The following is an 18,053-nucleotide window of genomic DNA, read 5'->3' on the forward strand; positions in this document are numbered from 1 at the left end:
CTTTTGAGAGAACATGGAGATAAAAAACATAGACGCGAGTCTTCCCTCCATTGTTTCCGAGAACGGCCGAACCGAAAAGAGGGAGAAGGCCGCCCAGACAGAACAAGCAGCGCAGGTCGGCGCAGAGCGTCAAGAAACGCAGAGCGCTCCTGCGGCCGCAAATTTTGAAACCGTCTCTTTTAAGGCATTTTTTGCGGTGGATGAGAACAAAAACGTGGTGATCAGAATAATGGACGATGAAGGAAATGTGGTCAAACAAATCCCGCCGGTGGAATATCTGAAAATGGCGGAGACACTTTCGGAAAGCAGAAAAACCCTATTCCATCTCGAGGCATAAATGGCGACAAACCCGATTTCCGGACTGTTGACCAACATTACCGGCATCGATACTACGACCATTATCAGTCAGTTGATGATTGTCGAAAGACAGCCGCTTCAGTCGCTGACCAACAGAAAGGCCGATTTTGAATCGAAGATCACCGCCTATGGAAATCTTTCGAGCACCCTTTCCAAATTGAAGACCTCCCTTTCTTCCCTCAAATCGGCATCGATCGAGGGGATGACCGCCTCTTCCTCGGATTCCGCCGTTTTCACCGCCACTGCCGACACCTCCGCTTCGGAGGGGACGTATAATATCAGGGTAAGCAATCTCGCCACGAAACAAAGCGTTTATTCAGAGACGTTTCTTTCGGACGGATCTGAAGTCGCCGATCTTTCCTCGGTTGCGACGCAGAAGCTAAGAATACAGGTCGGTTCTACTACCGCCGTCGAGGTGACGGTCGATGCGACGAATAATACGCTGAACGGCGTACGGGACGCGATTAACGACGCAGAGGCGGGGGTGACGGCCTCCGTCGTGAACGATGGAACAGGATACAGACTTATCCTCTCCTCGAACACAACCGGGGCGTCCAACCGGATTGTCATTCAAGCGGATGAAGACAATGACGGGGTTTATTCGGAGGCAGGGGCCGAGTCGGATACGACGGGACTTTCCAAACTTGCCCTGAACGCAACGTATGATGCGGCCGGGGCGGTGACCGGCGGTATCACCAACATGACGCAATCCCAAGCGGCGGTCGACGCCTCTTTGCTGGTAGATGGGTTGACCATTACCCGGAGCGCCAACACCATCACCGACATTTTCACCGGGGTCACCCTGAATTTATTGAACGACTCGGACGGGAACACATTGACCCTCACCGTTTCGAAGGATACGCAAAAGATAAAGGATAATGTCAACACATTCGTCGGGGCTTATAACGCGGTCATGGGGCTTGCCAGAAGTCTCTCTAAGTCCACGCCGGGGAAATCGGTTCTTCTGGCGGGAGACAGCACCGCGAATGGAATTATCAATCGATTGAATTCAGCGATCACCTCCCTCTATGCCGGAAAGAGCCCGGCGAGCCTTGGCTTGAGCCATGATTCGCAAGGGGCGCTTTCTTTGGACGCAGAAATTTTGGATGCCGCAATCGAAGCCGACCGACAGGGGGTGATCGATACTTTTGACGGCATGGCGGAGGCGCTTGAAGAGACGGTGACCGATTTTATCAATGTCCAGATTCCCGCGCGCAATGACGGGTTGAGCCTTTCGAGCAAGGGAGTCCAGAGAAACATCGACAACCTGACCTTCCGGCTTCAAACGATCGAGGCGACCTACAGAAGGCAGTTTTCCGCCTTGGAGCAGACCATTTCTCAACTTCAGGCGAGCGGCAACTTTTTATCGCAGCGGCTCGCGGCGATCACAAACGGAAGCGACTCATCCGGCGGATAATTTTCACCGAACCCCTTTAATGCAGAGCCACCCACAACAACACGACGGAGCCGACACAATGAACCTCAGTCCCAATTACCCGATGAATGCCTATGTTCAGGCCAGCCTTCAAACCGCGGCGCCTACCGCCGACCCACACAAGCTGATACTGATGTTATTTGACGGGGCGATCGAAGCGGTTCATTCCGCCAATGAATTTATGCTCAATCAGAATTTTTCGGAAAAAGGCCGGGCGGTTTCCAAGGCGATTGCCATTATCGGGGAACTGGCCAGCAGCTTGAACTATGAAGCGGGCGGGGAAATCGCGGCGAGCCTGGGGCTTTTATATGCGCACATGACCGTTGAGTTGCTCAATGCCAGTATCGACAACAATCCGGAGGATTTAAGCCACGTGGGACAGCTACTGACCGAGTTAAGAAGCGGATGGGCTGCGATCAACCTTCAGCAAACGGTGGCCGCGGAGAGCGCTCCTGAACCTCACCCGCCGCAGACCGTTACAGGCAGTTATGGAAAGGTCTAGCGCCATGGGTGCGGAGGAACTCATCAAAGAGTATGAGATGTTCAGAGTATTAACGCAGCAGATGTTGGAAAGCGTTAAAAACGATGAGTGGGACCGCATTGCTGAAATCGGGGAGCGCCGCGAAAAGCGCCTGAAAGAGTTGATGGCGCTCGACGATACCTTTATGACCGACCTTTCCGAGCGGGCGCGCTGGTCCGATCTGATTCGTCAATGCCTCGAAATGAATGGAGAGATGCAATCGTTGATCGAGGAGAAGATGGGAGCGCTGCAAAAGAATTACAATGATGGAAAGAAAATGTTTCAAGCCTATCACCCACATTCCGGAGGATAACTCCCGCCGATTCCTCTCGCCTACATCCGTGTTGTTCGTCGACGAAAAAGTTAGAGCAAGCGTCGCGGTTTAATCATTCTGTTGAAAGATAGCGTGCCCTTACGCCGGGGTCTTCATCGAAATGACCGTTCATCAAATCCATAATGTTCTGAGGACGTACTTTTACTTTTTTAATTCGAAAGAGGTTGAATCAATTTCAAAAGATCAGGAAAGTTTGACTTCTCGCGACCGTGTGACCATTTCTCCCGAAGCGAAAAAGAGATTAGAGGAAATTCCCCAATCCGAGGAAAGATAACCAGGCGAAGATCTTGCACCTCCTTAGTAGGTGGAGAATATAAGCAATACAGGGGAAAAAGTGCCGGAAGAAGAGTCGATTCAAATCCTCGTCGTGGATGATGAAGATGGACCGCAAGAGGTCCTCAGGATTGCCTTGGCGAGTCGCGGCTTTCAGGTCAAAGTCGCCAAAAATGGCCGTCAGGCCTGTCAAATGTTTGACGCGGCGCATTTCGACCTCGTTCTAACGGACCTTAAGATGCCTGGGATGGGTGGCATCGAATTGCTCCGGCAGATTCGAGAGAGATCTCCCGAAACGATCGTCGTTTTTATGACGGGGTATGCCTCCCTTGACTCGGCCATCGAGGCGGTCCGGGAGGGGGCCTACGATTATTTAACAAAGCCCTTCCGAATCGAGGAGCTTTATATCGCCGTCAAAAATGCGGTTGAACGGATCAAATTAATCAAGGAAAACAAAAAGCTTTTCGATGAGTTGAAGAGGGTCCATCAGAAAATGAAAGAAAATCCTCCTGATGAAAATTTAGGAGGGGAAAATAGAAACTTGGAATTGCTCCAAGCCCTCCAACGTCAGCTCCTGCAAATTTATACTCGGACCGGTCCCATCAATCAGGTAAAGTAAGAATCCCTTCTGATAAATATTTTCCTGCGATAAAAATGCTCGGAGAGAAGAAGAAATTATTCTTGCCTGGTTTGGTATAGTCATTGCATATATGCTTGAGAGGATTTGTTATCCCGGAGCAGGCTCATAATGAAAGAATCGGCTCATATCCTCCTGATCCACCAGAACCTCGATGAAATAGACGGAGAGATTTCATTCTTAAAAGGCCGCGGTTTTGACGTCTCTTCTCTTTCGGCTTCGAAGATCGGATCTATCTTTAAGGCAATCGATATCGGAAAAGTTGATGTCATTGTTTTAGACGGGGGTCTTTCTCCCGCGTCTATTTTCGATTTCCTGAAAAAGCTCCGCTCGATGCAATCCACCGCCTGTGTTCTCCTTTCCGAAGTCGTTTCGGATGCCAATAAGGCCGCCGCGCTTCTTCGAGCCGGGATTTTCGACATGTTGAAAGCACCCCGCCCTCTCGATCGACTGGAGAAGATGATTCGGCAAGGTTTAAAGAATCGACAAAAACTGACCCGCATCCTTCAACTCTCCGACCGGCTCGATTCTGCATACAAACAGTTGGAGGAGGATCGAAATCATCTCCAGAAGTGGAGCGACGATCTCGGACGGCTTTATACCTTGAATCAAACCTTAAGCGAATCGCTCGAAATTGAGGAAGTCGCACAATCACTGACCGTCAATTTGCGAAAAGTCATTCCGTATGACATCGCTTGTCTCTTTCTCAAAAACGGGCAGAAAGTGCAGATCTACACCGATCAACAAAAGTCGGCTGCTTTTCTCGAGCGGGTCTCCTCCGATACCATCCGAAGCGCGCAACAGCTTCTTGAGAAGGGGGATCTTCCATCGGGACCGATTGTTCGCAAGGGGGGGGCTGAGATATTGGTTCCCCTCCGGGTCGCGACGGAAAAGATCGGGATTTTGAGGTTGATTCGATTTTCAAAGGAGGTATTTAACGATTATCAATCGAGAATTCTTGCCATGATCTCGACCTCTATTTCATTGGCCATTCGAAATGCCGAGATTCATCAGGAAGTGCAGGAGTTGGCGTCTAAAGATGAATTAACCTCTCTCTTGAATCGGCGCGCTTTTTTGAATGTCGTCAATCGAGAGTTTAAAAGGACGGCGCGTTATGAGACATCTCTGGCGCTCATCCTCATTGATGTCGATAATTTCAAGGAGATCAACGATGGCTTCGGACATCTGGTCGGCGACCAGGTGCTCCGGGAGATCTCTCAGCTCATCATCAAGAGTGTTCGTGATGTCGATACCGTCGCCCGTTACGGCGGAGATGAATTGGTCGTGGTTTTGCCGAAGACAAATCTTCAGGAAGCGATGATTGCGGCGCAACGGATTCGGAAGCGCATCCGGACCGCGCTCTTTCAGTGCGGCGATCAAACTGTCCGCATTACAATCAGCATGGGAATCGCCCAGTGTCCCGCCTCGTTGATCAAAACACCGGAAGATCTTTTCCGATTGGCCGATCAGGCGTTGTATGCCGCCAAAAAGAAGGGGCGGAATCGAATCGAGAGTCCGCCGTTGTCTGCGGTCGGAGCGCGGGGGGGATCTCAAATTGATGGAATTCGACGATAAAGAAAGCAATGAAGCTTCCCAAAGCGGAGCGAACCGGAGAGGATATATCCGTGTCCCTGCGGAGTGCCCCGTCATCTATCGGATCGTTGATCCGGCCGCCCCTAAAGGAAACCCTAAAAAAAAGATCCATCATGTTCCTTCCCTTCCTCCTTTTGAACTGACGCAGACGAGAGGAACCGAGGAGGGATTGAACCCGCAGATCATCGAGCTGATTCTCTGGCTCGATTGGAAAATGAACTACCTTTTTAAAGCTCTGACGAAAGAAAAAGATGCGGAGATTTTCCCCTATCAGGCGGTGATCATCGATCTGAGCGCGACCGGAATGAGATTTTCCACTGCGAAGGAGGTTAAAGCGAGAGCCATCCTCGAATTTGAATTTATTCTGCCGATTCTTCCATTCCGTGAAATGAGCTTGATGGGGGAGGTGGTCCGGTGCGTTCGCTCCGATAAGGAAGAGCTTTCCGGTGAATATGAGGTTGCCATTGAGTTCCGGAGAATCAAAGAGACCGACCGGGAACATATTATCCACTACGTCGTGAAAAGGCAGCTCCAGCTCCAGAGAGAGGAAAGAAATACAAGATAGACGAAAGGTGTTTCGAATCGACTGACGCGGTCTCCTGACGGCCCGATTGGAAGTTGTGAAATCCTCACGATCCTCATAAAACATTTGACTTTTTCCGTTCAGAAGCATATTCTCAAAAACTTGTATCCTCCGATAAAGAAGGAGACCGGAGTAACAAAATTGAGACGAATAAAATTCCTTTCTCTTCCTGTCCTATTTATTTCGTTTTTTTTCCTCTTTTCCTCCCGTGATGGATCTGCCGCAATAGATCCCGGCGTTGTCCAGGGAAATATCGACGACATCGCGAAGACCGTCTTGACCTATTTCCCAAAGGTGAATGGATCGGTGACCTCGGTTGATAATGAAATTGTGATCGTTAACCTGGGGAAAGAAAAAGGGGTCACCAAGGGAGTCCTCCTGACCGTCTACAGGGAAAAGGAGTCTTTTTATCATCCGGTGACGGGGGTTGAGTTGGGCCGATTCGAAGAGGAGGTCGGGATGATTGAGGTCGATCAGGTGGAGGGAGATCATCTGAGCGCCCGAAAGATCTCAATCACCGAGCCGATTCGTGCGGGAGACCTGGTCCGCCTCTCCGCCGCCCGAATCCCGGTCGGTGTAACCTCCCTTTCTTCGGACGGACCCGATTTTTTGGCGACCGAATTGGTCTCCGCGCTCTCGGAGACGGGACGATTCCGAGTCGATCTTCTCCCTCTGCAAACGAACGCGAGTGATGCATTCAAGCGAAATAAGCTCTACCTGATTCGACTGACCACTTCCAAAGAAGAGGGTCGTTTTCTGATGAAGCTTGAGATTCAGAATACGCAAACGGGGAAATCTCTCTCGGAGATGACGGTCCAGGTGGTCCAATCGGAAGAGAGCGATTTGATCTTGGAACATCTGCAATACCAGCTCTTCCAACGGCAACAAGCGCAGCCGAATTAATTTCTCACCTTGTCTGTAGGAAAGTTTGATTGATGGCTGATCGGATGAAGGAGTCGGAGAAATTGAGCGAAGACGCGCTCTTCGCCATGATTGATCCTCATAATCTTCCAAAACATGTCGCGATCATTATGGATGGAAACGGCCGGTGGGCCGCCCAGAAAAACCTTCCCCGTATCGCCGGCCATCGAAGGGGAATCCAATCGGTGCGCGAGATCGTGACATTCTCCCGGAAATTGGGAATAGAAGCCCTGACCCTCTTTGCTTTCTCGAATGAAAACTGGAATCGGCCAGCTCCGGAAATATCTCAACTGATGATGCTTTTGGAGAGATACTTAAAGCAAGAGTTGAAGACGATGATGGAGAACGAGATCCGCTTTCGAACCATCGGACAGATCGAACGTCTTCCCTCTTCCGTGCTCCGGATGATCCGATCGGTTGAAGAGAAAACAGAAAAAAATAAAAGAATGACGCTGATCCTGGCATTGAGCTATGGCGGCCGGGCGGAGATGGTCGATGCGGTCCGGCGGATGATGGAGGAGTTTCAGGAAGAGAAAATCTCGATCAAAGATCTGGATGAAACACTCTTCTCCCGTTATCTCTACACGCAGGAGATTCCCGATCCCGACCTCATGATCCGGACCAGCGGCGAAGTCCGGATCAGCAATTTTCTTCTATGGCAGCTTGCTTATACTGAGCTTTATTTCACCAAAACGTTTTGGCCCGATTTCAGGCGGAAAGACTTCCTCCTGGCCCTGCTCGATTACCAGGGAAGAGAGCGTCGATTCGGCTTGGTGACGGAACAGGTTTCTCATCCAGGCATCCCTCGAAAGGAAGGTTCCCCGGGTACTTCCGTGAAACGATTGTTGGAAGACCTTCAGGGGGGAGAAGAGCGTGAATTTTAAGTCGAGTCGTCTCGCGACGGCCGTCGTGCTTCTCCCGATTCTTTATCTTCTTATTCAATATCTTCCGCCAGGTTTCTTTTTCCTTTTTGCCGCCGCGGTTATTCTTCGGGTGCAATACGAATTCTACCTTCTCGTTTTTCAGAATCGGGAGAAGGTTCCGATCTTCACCGGTTTGGGGCTCGGCTTTCTTTTCTCTTGGAGTTATTATCGGGCCGATCTCTTCTGGGGAGGGGGATCTGGTCCGGCGGTCGTCACCCTTTCGTTGATGGCCGTTTTGATCGTCACTCTCTTTTCTTTTCGCGACATCAAGACAACATTGACTCATTCCGCTGCCGTCTTCCTGGGGATCGTTTATATTTCCGGCTTTCTCAGCCACCTCATCCTCCTTCGGCAGATGGCTCAGGGAAGCGCGTTGATTCTCTTCCTTCTTCTGATTGTCTGGGCGGGAGACGCGGCCGCTTATTACGTCGGAAGGTCGATGGGGAGGCATAAACTCTATCCGGAAGTGAGTCCCAACAAGACGATCGAGGGGGCGATCGGCGGTTTGTTCGGAAGCTTTCTTGGAACGCTCGCGGCCCAATTCACCTTTCTTCCTATTTTTAAAGGGGTTGATTTCATTTTGATTCCTCTTCTGGTCGGCGGGATGGGCCAACTAGGCGACCTGGCGGAATCGATGATGAAGCGAAGCGCCGGCGTCAAAGACTCCAGCGCCTTGATTCCGGCCCACGGCGGTCTTTTCGATAAGCTGGATTCTGTTGCCTTTGCCGCCCCAGTCCTTTATTATTACCTCTTTTGGGTGAAAGGGTAGGAAAGCTAGGTTCAGCAGCTAGGTTCAATAGAGAGACCTGATGAAAAAAATCGTGATCCTCGGCTCGACCGGTTCGATCGGCACCAATACGCTGGATGTCATCCGTCGTTTTCCCGATCACTTTCAGGTCGTTGGTTTGACGGCCCGATCCAACAATGTTAAGCTAGAAGAACAAATCCGGCGGTTTAAGCCGAAGGTCGTTTCTTTGTCGGATGAAAAAGCCGCCCTTGCCCTTGGAAAGAAGTTTCGGCGAGCCGGCGTCGAAGTATTGGCAGGGGAGGCCGGAACAGTGGAAGTGGCCCGGATGGCCGAGAGCGATCTGGTTGTCTCGGGCATGGTGGGAGGGGCGGGACTTCTTCCGACCTTTTCTGCAGTTCAAAGCGGCAAGAGCGTGGCGCTGGCCAACAAGGAAACGCTGGTCATGGCGGGGGAGATCATCCAACGCGAGGCCCTGCGGAAAAAGGTCCAGATCCTCCCGATCGACAGCGAGCACTCCGCGATCTTTCAAGTGATGGTTTCAGAGCGGCCTCAAGATGTCCGGAGGATCATCCTAACGGCATCGGGGGGGCCGCTTCTTCGTTTTTCCAACAAGGCGAAGCGGACCGTTTCTCCCAGAGAGGCGTTGGCCCATCCGACGTGGAAGATGGGTCCGAAGATTTCGATCGATTCCGCCACCCTGATGAACAAAGGGTTTGAAATTATGGAAGCGCGGTGGCTCTTCGACGCGCCTCCTGAAAAAATTGACGTTGTGATCCACCATCAAAGCATTATCCATTCCATGGTAGAATTTGTGGACCGATCGGTCGTTGCCCAAATGGGACTCCCTGATATGAGGGTCCCCATTTCTTATGCGCTTCATTATCCGGAGCGAGCGCCGCTTTCCCTCCCTTCGCTGAGCTTGGATGAGATCGGGCAGCTTACCTTCGAGAAGCCCGATTTGAAAGCATTTCCCCTCCTGTCTTGCGCGTACGAAGCACTTAAGGCGGGGGGATCGGTTCCGGCCGTTCTCAATGCGGCCAATGAAGAGGCGGTGGAAGCCTTTTTATCGGAGAAGATCGGCTTTCTCAATATTCACAAGGTGATCCGTCGCACCATGGATGCTCATTTGCCCACTGCGATTCGTACGCTGGACGATGTGATCTCAGCGGACCGCGGGGCCCGGCTGGAGGCCCGCCGGCAAATTCAGAGATGCAGCGCATGAAAATCTCAGCGGCAGATCGGAAGGAGTAGGAGCATGTTTAGTTTATCGGCCATCGTGACCTTCCTCATTGTGTTGGGGGTATTGGTCTTTGTTCATGAGTTCGGTCATTATATTGTCGCCCGTTTCTGCGGAGTTCAGGTGCAAACCTTTTCGTTGGGGTTTGGGCCGAGACTTTTCTCTCGTAAATGGGGGCCGACGGAATATTGCATCTCGATCATCCCATTGGGGGGGTACGTCCGGTTGCTGGGGGACGATCCGAAGGAAGAGATTAGCCCGGAGGAGCGCGACCGGTCGTTCTTGACCCAAAGCGTGAAGAAGAAGATCGCCATTGTTGTGGCCGGTCCTCTCTTTAATCTTCTCCTCGCGCTGTTTATTTTTGTCGGCGTCTTCATGACCGGGGTTCCTTCGTTGACCTCTGAAGTCGGCGAGGTCCAGCCGAGCTCCGCCGCGGGGCAAGCCGGCATGCAGCCGGGAGATCGGATCGTCGAGATTGAAGGGAAGCCGATCAACCAATGGGAGGAGATCCGCGAGACGCTGCAGATGAATGGGGGAAAAGAGCTCCAGTTTGTCGTCGAGCGGGAGGGACAAAGAGTGAATCTGAAGATCACCCCGATGTTGAAGGAGACCCAGGATGTCCTTGGAGACTCCCACCAGCTCTGGCTGATCGGCATTCTTCCGAAGGGAACCCACACGATCAAGCAGTATGATCCGCTGACGGCGGCGATGATGGGGGCCGAACGGACCTGGGAGATGATCTCTCTGAACGTGACCGGGATTTTTAGGCTCATTCAGGGGAGAATCTCGTCCGATTCGATCGGCGGCCCGATCCTGATCGCCCAGATGGCGGGCCAGCAGGCGAATGAGGGGATCTTGAATGTGGTCCTCTTCATCGCCATTCTCAGCATCAACTTGGGAATCATCAACCTCTTTCCCATCCCCATTCTGGACGGCGGCCATCTTCTTTTCTTCATCATCGAAGGGATCATGGGCCATCCGCTGAGCCTGAAGACGCGGGAGATCGCTTCACAGGTGGGACTCTTCATCATCATCTCACTCATGGTGTTCGCGTTCTACAACGATATTATGCGGTTGTTTATTAAACAAGGATGAGGGTAGGGGCGCACCGATGTGTGCGCCCGCCTTTTGTTTCTTCCGTTGGATTTGAAACAGGGCGGACACACAGGTCCGCCCCTACCGGGTTGGGAAACAGATGAAAGTGACCCGCAGGAAGACGAGACAAATCTCGGTCGGCTCGGTGAAGATCGGGGGGGATGCACCGGTGGTGGTCCAATCGATGACCACCTCCGATACCCGAGATGTCGCCGCCACCGTCGCCGAGATCAAACGGCTCGAAGAGGTCGGCTGTGAGATCGTCCGCGTCGCCGTCCCGGAGAAAGAATCGGCCGAAGCCCTTCCGAAAATCCGCGCCCAAATCCGCATTCCGCTGATTGCCGATGTTCATTTCGACTACCATCTCGCAATGGCCGCGCTGGAGGCGGGGGTAGATGGGCTTCGATTGAATCCCGGCAACATCGGATCTCGCGAGCGGGTTGAACGTGTCGTCAAAATGGCGAAAGACAAGGGGGTGCCGATCCGGATCGGCGTCAACGCCGGCTCCCTGGAGCGGGAGCTTCTGGAAAAGTACGGTTATCCGACGGCCGAAGCGATGGTCGAATCGGCGATGCGCCATATCGAGATCTTGGAGTCGCTCGGCTTCTATGATACAAAGGTTTCGTTGAAGGCCTCGCATGTCGGCCTGGCGGTGGAGGCGTACCGGCTCTTCTCGAAGCAGTCGGATTATCCGCTTCATCTCGGCATCACCGAGGCGGGGACCGCCGCCACCGGCGCCGTGAAGTCGGCCGTCGGGATCGGCATTCTCCTCTCCGAGGGGATCGGGGATACGATCCGGATCTCCTTGGCGGCCGACTCCACCGAAGAGGTCCGCGTCGGCTATGAAATTCTCAAATCTCTCAACCTCCGAAAACGAGGGGTCAATGTCATCGCCTGTCCCACCTGCGGCCGCCTTGAAATCGACGTGATCAAGCTGGCGGCCACATTGGAATCGAAGCTCGGCCACATCACCGAGCCGATCGACATCTCGGTCCTCGGCTGCGTGGTAAACGGCATCGGGGAAGGGAAAGAAGCCGACATCGGCATCGCCGGAGGGCGCGGCGTCGGGCTTCTTTTCCGAAACGGCGAAATCATCCGGAAGGTCCCCTCCGAGCAACTGGAATCGGTCCTCTTGTTCGAGGTGGAGCAACTCGTTAAAGAGAGAAAGGCCTTGAAAGAGGGGAGGGGGTAGGCGCCCACCGCCTCCCTCCTCCCTCCTCCCGTTCTTTTGATTTTAAGATGCGTTACTCCAAACTTCTCATACCGACATTGCGTGAAGATCCGACCGAAGCGGAGGTGATCAGCCACCGCCTGATGATGCGGGCGGGGATGATCCGGAAAGTTTCCGCCGGAATTTATAATTTTCTTCCGGTCGGACTCCGTGTTCTCTCTAAAGTTGCGAAGATTGTCCGGGAAGAGATGGAGCACGCTGGCGCCCAGGAGATCTTGATGCCGGCGCTTCAGCCGGCGGAGCTTTGGCAGGAGACCGGCCGGTGGCAGCAATACGGCAAGGAGCTGATGCGCCTCAAGGACCGGCATGACCGCGACTTCTGTCTCGGTCCGACGCATGAGGAGGTCATCACCGATCTGGTCCGGCGCGAGGTGAAATCATACCGCCAGCTTCCGATCAATCTTTATCAAATCCAGACTAAATTTCGCGATGAAATCCGCCCCCGTTTCGGTTTGATGCGCGGGCGCGAGTTCGTCATGAAGGATGCCTACAGCTTCGACGCCGACCTGGAGGGGGCGAAAGAAAACTATAAGAAGATGTACGACGCCTACCATAAGATCTTCAGCCGTCTCGGTCTCCGATTTCGCGCGGTGGAGGCCGACACCGGCTTGATCGGCGGCAGCTCCTCGCACGAGTTTATGGTCTTGGCGCAGACCGGCGAGGAGGGGATCGCCTCCTGCACGAAGTGCGACTATGCCGCGAATGTCGAACGGGCGGAATTAAAAAAGGGGGCCGGGGGCCGGGGGCCGGGGGCCGGGGAAGTGAAAGGCTTGGAGAAAGTTCAAACGCCGGACAAGAAAACAGTAGAAGAGGTGAGCGCTTTTTTGAAGGCGACGCCGCCCCAGCTGGTGAAGACCCTTCTTTTCTCGGCCGACGGGCGGCCTCTGGCGGTGCTGGTTCGCGGGGATCATCAGGTCAATGAGATCAAGGTCAGGCGCCTCCTCGGCGTATCCGATCTCATTCTGGCCGACGCGGGAAAAGTCGAAGCCTGGACCGGCGGACCCTCCGGATTTTCCGGACCGGTCGGCCTAAAAAATATCGAAATCATAGGCGACCTTTCCGTGGAAGTCATGCCGGAGTCGATCGTCGGCGCAAACGAAAAAGATGCCCACTATCTGCATGCGGTTCCCGGACGGGATTTCAAGGTCGATCGTTTCGCCGATCTCCGGAATGCCGTGGCAGGGGACGCCTGTCCCCGGTGCGGCGCGCCGGTGTCGATCGATCGCGGCATCGAGGTGGGGCATGTTTTCATGCTGGGAACGAAGTATAGCGAGGCGATGAAAGCGACCTTCCTCGATTCGAAGGGGGAAGAGCAATTCTTTGTCATGGGGTGTTACGGCATCGGGGTCTCCCGGATCATCGCGGCGGCGATCGAGCAGAACCATGACGAAAAGGGAATCATCTGGCCGATGCCGATCGCGCCGTTCGCCATCCATATCATCCCCGTTCAGGATCAATCGGAGCGGGTGATGATCACCGCGGAGTTGATCTACGGGTCGATGATCCGTGCCGGGATCGAGACGATTATCGAAGACCGCTCCGAGCGGGCCGGGGTCAAGTTCAATGATGCCGATCTCCTCGGCGTCCCTTACCAGGTCGTCCTCGGCGAGAAGAATCTCCACGAAGGATTTGTGGAACTGAAGAACCGCCGCACCGGCGAAAAACAAAAGGTCGAAGTTGAAAAAGCGATCGACCACCTCATCGAATTAGTTCAAGGTCCCAGGCCTCAGCCCGCTTCTTAAATTTCTCAATCCGAATCTGTTCCGCAGGGCGATTTTCGTGATCGCCCTATTTTTTAATGTCGTGTATTTCTTTCTATTCGACTCAAACTGATCCCTACCGACCCATTTCCTTACGCATCCCCCTTCCCTATAATAGAAATAGACGCAAAAAGATCGCCCTTGTCTTTTGTAGATTCGGACTTATTTCTATAAGACCTGCTGAGAAAGGAAGCGTATGGGTGCAAAGCGGGAACCGAGACATAAAACCTCCCGGCGCTACGGGATGGACCTCTTCGGTACGGGGGGAGCGTCTCTCCAGCGCCGGTTGAATGTTCCTCCGGGGGGAAGCCGCGGCGTACGCCGGCCGACGGAGTATGCCCGCCAACTGCGCGAAAAGCAAAAGGTCAAAGATATCTATGGCGTGCGGGAAGCGCAGTTCCGTCGATATGTAGCCGAAGCGCAGCGTTCGGGAGAGCCGCTGGGGCGGGCCTTGTTGGAGATGCTCGAGCGCCGCCTGGATAATGTGGTTTATCGGTTGGGGCTGGCGCGGACCCGTTTGATGGCGCGTCAGATGATCGCGCATCGGCACGTTCTGGTGAATGATGAGACGGTGACGATCTCCTCTTATCTTGTCTCCCCTGGCGAGAAGATCGGCTTGAAAGAAGGGGCGTTGGCGATGCCGGAGGTGCAGGATGAAATGGCGGCGCGCCAGCCGACGGTTTCCTGGCTCCGCCGTGAGAACGGAGGGGGGGAGGTGACCGACCGGCCCCATCGGGAAGAGATCGATCTTGAGATCGATGAAGCGTTGATCGTTGCGTTCTACACCCGTTGACCGGCTGGGTTATGCGACCACAGGAGGGAATATGCGCTATCGCTTGATACGTTACCGCTACGCGGAGGTCGCTCAAGATGCGCCGCCGCAATCTTTGGAAGATTTATGGGGATCCCGGCGCCGCGTGATGGTGGCCCGGCCCCAATGGCGGCCGCCGGTCGATCTTTATGAGACCGAAGATCGGCTGATCGTGAAAGTGGAGATCGCCGGATTGAGGGAAGAGGATTTTGAGATCACCCTTTATGACGATACATTGGTGGTGGAGGGGGTGCGCTCCTGGCTGCTTTCCGATGCGGCGCGCTTTCACGCGATGGAGGTTCGTTACGGTCCTTTTCGGATCGAAGTGCCTGTTGTACCGAATATCGATCGCGAGCAGGTCAGCGCCCGATATGAACTCGGCTTTCTCTGTGTGATCTTACCGAAAATGGAGGTGAATCGATGACGGCGGATGAAAGAGATGGAAGAGAAGATGTGAAAAGAACCTCCCTCCCGGACGCGCTCTCGGTCCTTCCATTACGAGACACGGTGGCGTTCCCCATGGCGGTGATCCCGCTTCTCGTCGGCCAGGAGCGCTCGGTGAAGCTGGTGGAGGATGCCATGCGCTCCAATCGGATGATCTTATTGGTCGCGCAAAAGAGCGTCGAGGCGCGTCCCGCCGGGCCGGAAGATCTCTATCGGATGGGGACCGCGGCGGTCATTCAGCAACTCCTTCGGGCGCCGGATGGGACCCTTCGTCTGGTGGTCCAAGGGTTGGAGCGGGTCCGAATCGTCGATTTCGCCAGGACGGAGCCATACCTTGTCGCCCGGATTGAACGGGCACCCGAAATCATCGAAGAAGGGGTCGAGGTCGAAGCGTTTATTCGCGCCGTTCGAGATCTGATCCAGCGACTGACGCCGCTGATCCCCGAGCTTCCCGATGAACTCAGCGGCGCCATCCAGGCGCTCACCGACCTGCGTCAGATTGTCTATCTGGTGGCGACCAGCGTTCCGATTTCGGTCGCCGCGCGCCAGGATCTTTTAGAGATCAATTCCCTCCCTGCCAAACTGCGGCGGCTGATCGAATTGCTGCAGCATGAGGTCGCGGTTCGAGAGCTGGGGCAGAAAATCACGCGCGAGACCGAAGAGGAGATGTCGAAGGCGCAGCGGGACTACGTTCTTCGCGAGCAGATGAAGACGATCCAGCGGCAGCTGGGGGAGGAGAATCCCGAACAGGCGGAGATCGAGGCGTTCCGACGCCGGCTGCAAGAAGCGCCGCTTCCGGAAGAGGCGCGGAAGGAAGCCGAACGCGAATTGTCCCGGTTGGAGCGCCTGCCGCCTGCCGCCGCGGAGCATGGTCTGATTCGCACCTATCTCGATTGGTTGTTGAGCCTTCCTTGGGGAAAGACAACCGGGGGGCAAATCGACGTCGGTCATGCGCGGAAAATCCTTGATGAGGATCACTACGACCTCGAAAAAATCAAAGAGCGGATTCTCGAATACCTGGCGGTGAGAAAGTTGCGGGAAGAGCGCCGCGCCGCCGTTCCCTTGACCGGGGCCGGCGAGGCGGGACTTGTCGCGGAAGCGGGGCCGCTTCCACAAACGCCTGAAGATGAAGCGCTTCGCGAGCCGATTCTCTGCTTCGTCGGGCCGCCGGGGGTCGGAAAGACCTCGCTCGGCCAGTCGATCGCCCGCGCGATGGGCCGGAAGTTTGTCCGGATCAGTCTCGGCGGAATCCATGACGAGGCGGAGATCCGGGGACACCGGCGGACCTATATCGGCGCCATGCCGGGCCGGATTATTCAGGCGCTCCGGCGCGCCGAGACGTTCGATCCGGTCTTTATGTTGGATGAGGTCGACAAGCTCGGCGTCGGCTTTCACGGCGATCCGTCCGCCGCGTTATTGGAGGTGCTCGATCCGGCGCAGAACCATGCCTTTGTCGATACCTACTTGGGCGTGCCGGTGGATCTCACAAAAGTCCTCTTCATCTGCACCGCGAACACGATCGATACGATTCCATCCGCCCTTCAGGACCGGATGGAAATCGTCTCTTTGTCGGGTTATACCGAGGAGGAGAAGCTTCACATCGCGCGCCGCTATCTTTTACGGAGACAGCTTCGAGCGAACGGTCTCCAGGCGGAGGAGGTGACGCTCGAAGATGAGGCGATCCGGCGGATTATTCGGGAATACACACGCGAGGCGGGGGTGCGAAACCTTGAGCGGGCGATCGCCGGAGTCTTGCGGAAGGTGGCCCGGCGGATCAGCGAGGGGGCGCAGACGCCGATCGCCGTCACCGCCGACAAGATTCCGGAATATCTGGGGCGGCCTCGATTCATGAACGAAGTCGCCGAGCGGATCGATCGGCCCGGCATCGCAACGGGGTTGGCCTGGACGCCGACCGGCGGCGATGTCCTCTTTGTCGAGGCGACGATGATGCAGAGCCACGAAGAGCATTTGATTTTGACCGGAATGTTGGGCGACGTCATGCGGGAATCGGCGCAGGCGGCCGTTTCCTACGTCCGGTCGAATGCGGAGCGGCTGGGAATCGATCCGAAGATTTTCGATGGAAAGACCGTCCACATCCACGTCCCTGCCGGGGCGATTCCGAAGGACGGTCCGTCGGCCGGCGTGACGATGGTCGCGGCGATCGCTTCGCTTGCTTCGGGGCGGCCGGTGCGGAATGATCTCGCCATGACGGGGGAGATTACCCTTCGGGGGAAAGTGCTTCCGGTCGGCGGCATTAAGGAGAAGGTCTTGGCCGCCTATCGGGTGGGGGTGAAGACAATTCTTCTCCCGCAGCGGAACGAAAATGATCTGGAGGATGTGCCGGAGGAGGTGAAACGATCCCTCACTTTTATTCCGCTCGGTTCGGCGGAGGATGTTTTGAAGAACGCGCTGGTGCCCGTTCCAACGGAGAGCGGATTGTTGGTTTGAAAAAGGGGGTGTGGGTGAAACCCACACCCCCGCGCTCTCGATCGGTGAGTCTTCATTCTTCGTTGAAATCTATTTCTTCTTAATCACCCCACACGCGGCCCGAGGGCCGGCGTTGCCGATCGGGTCGGCTTTTTGGTCGTCCTCGGCGACGTGGATGACCAGCGCGGTGCCATCCGGCTGGAAGAGGGAGTTTTTCCCTTCGCCGAGGGTGACCCGATCGGTCGTTATTTCGGTTTTCGCGTTGCCGTCGGGGCCGACGCTCAGGTTCGGCAGATCGCCGGCGTGCGGTCCCTCCGGGCTTTCCAATCCATGTTTTTTCCCTTCCGGATTGAGATGACCTCCCGCCGATGTGAAATTAGGGCCCTCGCATTTTCCGACGGCGTGGATGTGCAGTCCGTGCTGGCCCGGGGAGAGCTTTGAAACGGAAATGGCAATCTTCACCCCTTTTCCTTCTTCCATAAAGGTCGCGGTGCCGATCTTTTCCCCCTGTCCATTGATGATATCGGCTTCCGCCTTCGAGTCCGCGAAAGCGGTGGCGCCGAGCAGAACCAATCCAAATGCGGCCAGAAGAGCGTATTTCATATCAGAGTTCCTCCTTTTCGTCGACGTATGTTCATGATGTGGGAAGCGGTCCGTGTCTCAGGGCCACTGCGACACCGGGCGGGAATAATTCAGAGAGTATAGGACGGTTCGGTGCAGAGAG

At 54.8% G+C, this 18,053-nt stretch carries 18 protein-coding genes; 17 read left to right on the top strand and 1 reads right to left on the bottom strand.

Features of this window, described 5'->3' with window-relative positions; genetic code table 11:
* Window positions 1-13: 13 nt before the first annotated feature.
* The 17 genes from MNODULE_RS20565 to lon all read left to right on the top strand — a co-directional run bounded on the left by MNODULE_RS20565 (window position 14) and on the right by lon (window position 17,350).
* The gene (locus MNODULE_RS20565) at window positions 14-337 is read left to right on the top strand and encodes a flagellar protein FlaG (RefSeq protein ID WP_168063060.1); all 324 of its coding nucleotides are present in this window, start codon (window positions 14-16) and stop codon (window positions 335-337) included.
* Window positions 338-1,774 (top strand): flagellar filament capping protein FliD, encoded by a 1,437-nt coding sequence (gene fliD, locus MNODULE_RS20570; RefSeq protein ID WP_168063061.1) that lies wholly within the window; start codon window positions 338-340, stop codon window positions 1,772-1,774. It abuts the gene before it with no gap.
* A gap of 58 nt (window positions 1,775-1,832) precedes the next feature.
* Window positions 1,833-2,294, top strand: coding sequence for a flagellar export chaperone FliS (gene fliS / locus MNODULE_RS20575; protein WP_168063062.1), 462 nt, complete (start codon window positions 1,833-1,835; stop codon window positions 2,292-2,294).
* Between the two features lie 37 nt (window positions 2,295-2,331).
* Window positions 2,332-2,625, top strand: coding sequence for a flagellar protein FliT (locus MNODULE_RS20580; RefSeq protein WP_168063063.1), 294 nt, complete (start codon window positions 2,332-2,334; stop codon window positions 2,623-2,625).
* Between the two features lie 355 nt (window positions 2,626-2,980).
* Complete coding sequence (locus MNODULE_RS20585) at window positions 2,981-3,538, top strand: sigma-54-dependent transcriptional regulator (protein WP_168063064.1); 558 nt, start codon at window positions 2,981-2,983, stop codon at window positions 3,536-3,538.
* Between the two features lie 129 nt (window positions 3,539-3,667).
* The gene (locus tag MNODULE_RS20590; protein WP_168063065.1) at window positions 3,668-5,131 is read left to right on the top strand and encodes a GGDEF domain-containing response regulator; all 1,464 of its coding nucleotides are present in this window, start codon (window positions 3,668-3,670) and stop codon (window positions 5,129-5,131) included.
* Entirely contained in the window at window positions 5,115-5,714 is a 600-nt protein-coding gene (locus MNODULE_RS20595) for a PilZ domain-containing protein (RefSeq protein WP_168063066.1), read from the top strand. The genes MNODULE_RS20590 and MNODULE_RS20595 overlap by 17 nt, the downstream gene beginning before the upstream one ends.
* A gap of 159 nt (window positions 5,715-5,873) precedes the next feature.
* Window positions 5,874-6,635: a hypothetical protein gene (locus MNODULE_RS20600; protein WP_168063067.1), complete on the top strand. Its 762-nt coding sequence runs from the start codon at window positions 5,874-5,876 to the stop codon at window positions 6,633-6,635.
* A 32-nt stretch (window positions 6,636-6,667) separates the two neighbouring features.
* Entirely contained in the window at window positions 6,668-7,537 is an 870-nt protein-coding gene (locus MNODULE_RS20605; protein ID WP_238339671.1) for an isoprenyl transferase, read from the top strand.
* On the top strand, window positions 7,527-8,345 hold the full coding sequence (locus MNODULE_RS20610; protein ID WP_168063068.1) for a phosphatidate cytidylyltransferase: 819 nt from the start codon (window positions 7,527-7,529) through the stop codon (window positions 8,343-8,345). Before MNODULE_RS20605 ends, MNODULE_RS20610 begins: the two co-directional genes overlap by 11 nt.
* 40 nt (window positions 8,346-8,385) lie before the next feature.
* Window positions 8,386-9,546 (top strand): 1-deoxy-D-xylulose-5-phosphate reductoisomerase, encoded by a 1,161-nt coding sequence (locus MNODULE_RS20615; RefSeq protein WP_168063069.1) that lies wholly within the window; start codon window positions 8,386-8,388, stop codon window positions 9,544-9,546.
* 33 nt (window positions 9,547-9,579) lie between these two features.
* Window positions 9,580-10,656, top strand: coding sequence for an RIP metalloprotease RseP (rseP, locus tag MNODULE_RS20620; protein WP_168063070.1), 1,077 nt, complete (start codon window positions 9,580-9,582; stop codon window positions 10,654-10,656).
* Between the two features lie 100 nt (window positions 10,657-10,756).
* Window positions 10,757-11,848 (top strand): flavodoxin-dependent (E)-4-hydroxy-3-methylbut-2-enyl-diphosphate synthase, encoded by a 1,092-nt coding sequence (gene ispG, locus MNODULE_RS20625; protein ID WP_168063071.1) that lies wholly within the window; start codon window positions 10,757-10,759, stop codon window positions 11,846-11,848.
* A 47-nt stretch (window positions 11,849-11,895) separates the two neighbouring features.
* Window positions 11,896-13,629: a proline--tRNA ligase gene (locus MNODULE_RS20630; RefSeq protein WP_168063072.1), complete on the top strand. Its 1,734-nt coding sequence runs from the start codon at window positions 11,896-11,898 to the stop codon at window positions 13,627-13,629.
* A 214-nt stretch (window positions 13,630-13,843) separates the two neighbouring features.
* Window positions 13,844-14,440 (top strand): 30S ribosomal protein S4, encoded by a 597-nt coding sequence (gene rpsD, locus MNODULE_RS20635; RefSeq protein ID WP_168063073.1) that lies wholly within the window; start codon window positions 13,844-13,846, stop codon window positions 14,438-14,440.
* A gap of 31 nt (window positions 14,441-14,471) precedes the next feature.
* On the top strand, window positions 14,472-14,882 hold the full coding sequence (locus MNODULE_RS20640; protein WP_168063074.1) for an Hsp20/alpha crystallin family protein: 411 nt from the start codon (window positions 14,472-14,474) through the stop codon (window positions 14,880-14,882).
* Entirely contained in the window at window positions 14,879-17,350 is a 2,472-nt protein-coding gene (gene lon, locus MNODULE_RS20645; RefSeq protein ID WP_168063075.1) for an endopeptidase La, read from the top strand. The genes MNODULE_RS20640 and lon overlap by 4 nt, the downstream gene beginning before the upstream one ends.
* 69 nt (window positions 17,351-17,419) lie before the next feature.
* On the opposite strand, the gene MNODULE_RS20650 is transcribed toward lon, so the two are convergent.
* Window positions 17,420-17,932 carry a superoxide dismutase family protein gene (locus MNODULE_RS20650; protein WP_168063076.1) on the bottom strand — a complete coding sequence of 171 codons (513 nt, stop codon included), beginning with the start codon at window positions 17,930-17,932 and terminating at the stop codon, window positions 17,420-17,422.
* Window positions 17,933-18,053: the final 121 nt, after the last annotated feature.

It is taken from the genome of Candidatus Manganitrophus noduliformans (assembly GCF_012184425.1).
GTDB lineage: Bacteria > Nitrospirota > Nitrospiria > SBBL01 > Manganitrophaceae > Manganitrophus > Manganitrophus noduliformans.

Bases quoted from the DNA above. Each gene is read 5' to 3' on its own strand.
- fliS (WP_168063062.1), top strand. From the start codon at position 1,833: ATGAACCTCAGTCCCAATTACCCGATGAATGCCTATGTTCAGGCCAGC.
- rseP (WP_168063070.1), top strand. From the start codon at position 9,580: ATGTTTAGTTTATCGGCCATCGTGACCTTCCTCATTGTGTTGGGGGTA.
- MNODULE_RS20650 (WP_168063076.1), bottom strand. From the start codon at position 17,932: ATGAAATACGCTCTTCTGGCCGCATTTGGATTGGTTCTGCTCGGCGCC.
- MNODULE_RS20605 (WP_238339671.1), top strand. From the start codon at position 6,668: ATGGCTGATCGGATGAAGGAGTCGGAGAAATTGAGCGAAGACGCGCTC.
- MNODULE_RS20565 (WP_168063060.1), top strand. From the start codon at position 14: ATGGAGATAAAAAACATAGACGCGAGTCTTCCCTCCATTGTTTCCGAG.
- MNODULE_RS20595 (WP_168063066.1), top strand. From the start codon at position 5,115: ATGGAATTCGACGATAAAGAAAGCAATGAAGCTTCCCAAAGCGGAGCG.
- MNODULE_RS20640 (WP_168063074.1), top strand. From the start codon at position 14,472: ATGCGCTATCGCTTGATACGTTACCGCTACGCGGAGGTCGCTCAAGAT.
- MNODULE_RS20580 (WP_168063063.1), top strand. From the start codon at position 2,332: ATGTTCAGAGTATTAACGCAGCAGATGTTGGAAAGCGTTAAAAACGAT.
- lon (WP_168063075.1), top strand. From the start codon at position 14,879: ATGACGGCGGATGAAAGAGATGGAAGAGAAGATGTGAAAAGAACCTCC.
- rpsD (WP_168063073.1), top strand. From the start codon at position 13,844: ATGGGTGCAAAGCGGGAACCGAGACATAAAACCTCCCGGCGCTACGGG.
- MNODULE_RS20615 (WP_168063069.1), top strand. From the start codon at position 8,386: ATGAAAAAAATCGTGATCCTCGGCTCGACCGGTTCGATCGGCACCAAT.
- ispG (WP_168063071.1), top strand. From the start codon at position 10,757: ATGAAAGTGACCCGCAGGAAGACGAGACAAATCTCGGTCGGCTCGGTG.
- fliD (WP_168063061.1), top strand. From the start codon at position 338: ATGGCGACAAACCCGATTTCCGGACTGTTGACCAACATTACCGGCATC.
- MNODULE_RS20630 (WP_168063072.1), top strand. From the start codon at position 11,896: ATGCGTTACTCCAAACTTCTCATACCGACATTGCGTGAAGATCCGACC.
- MNODULE_RS20590 (WP_168063065.1), top strand. From the start codon at position 3,668: ATGAAAGAATCGGCTCATATCCTCCTGATCCACCAGAACCTCGATGAA.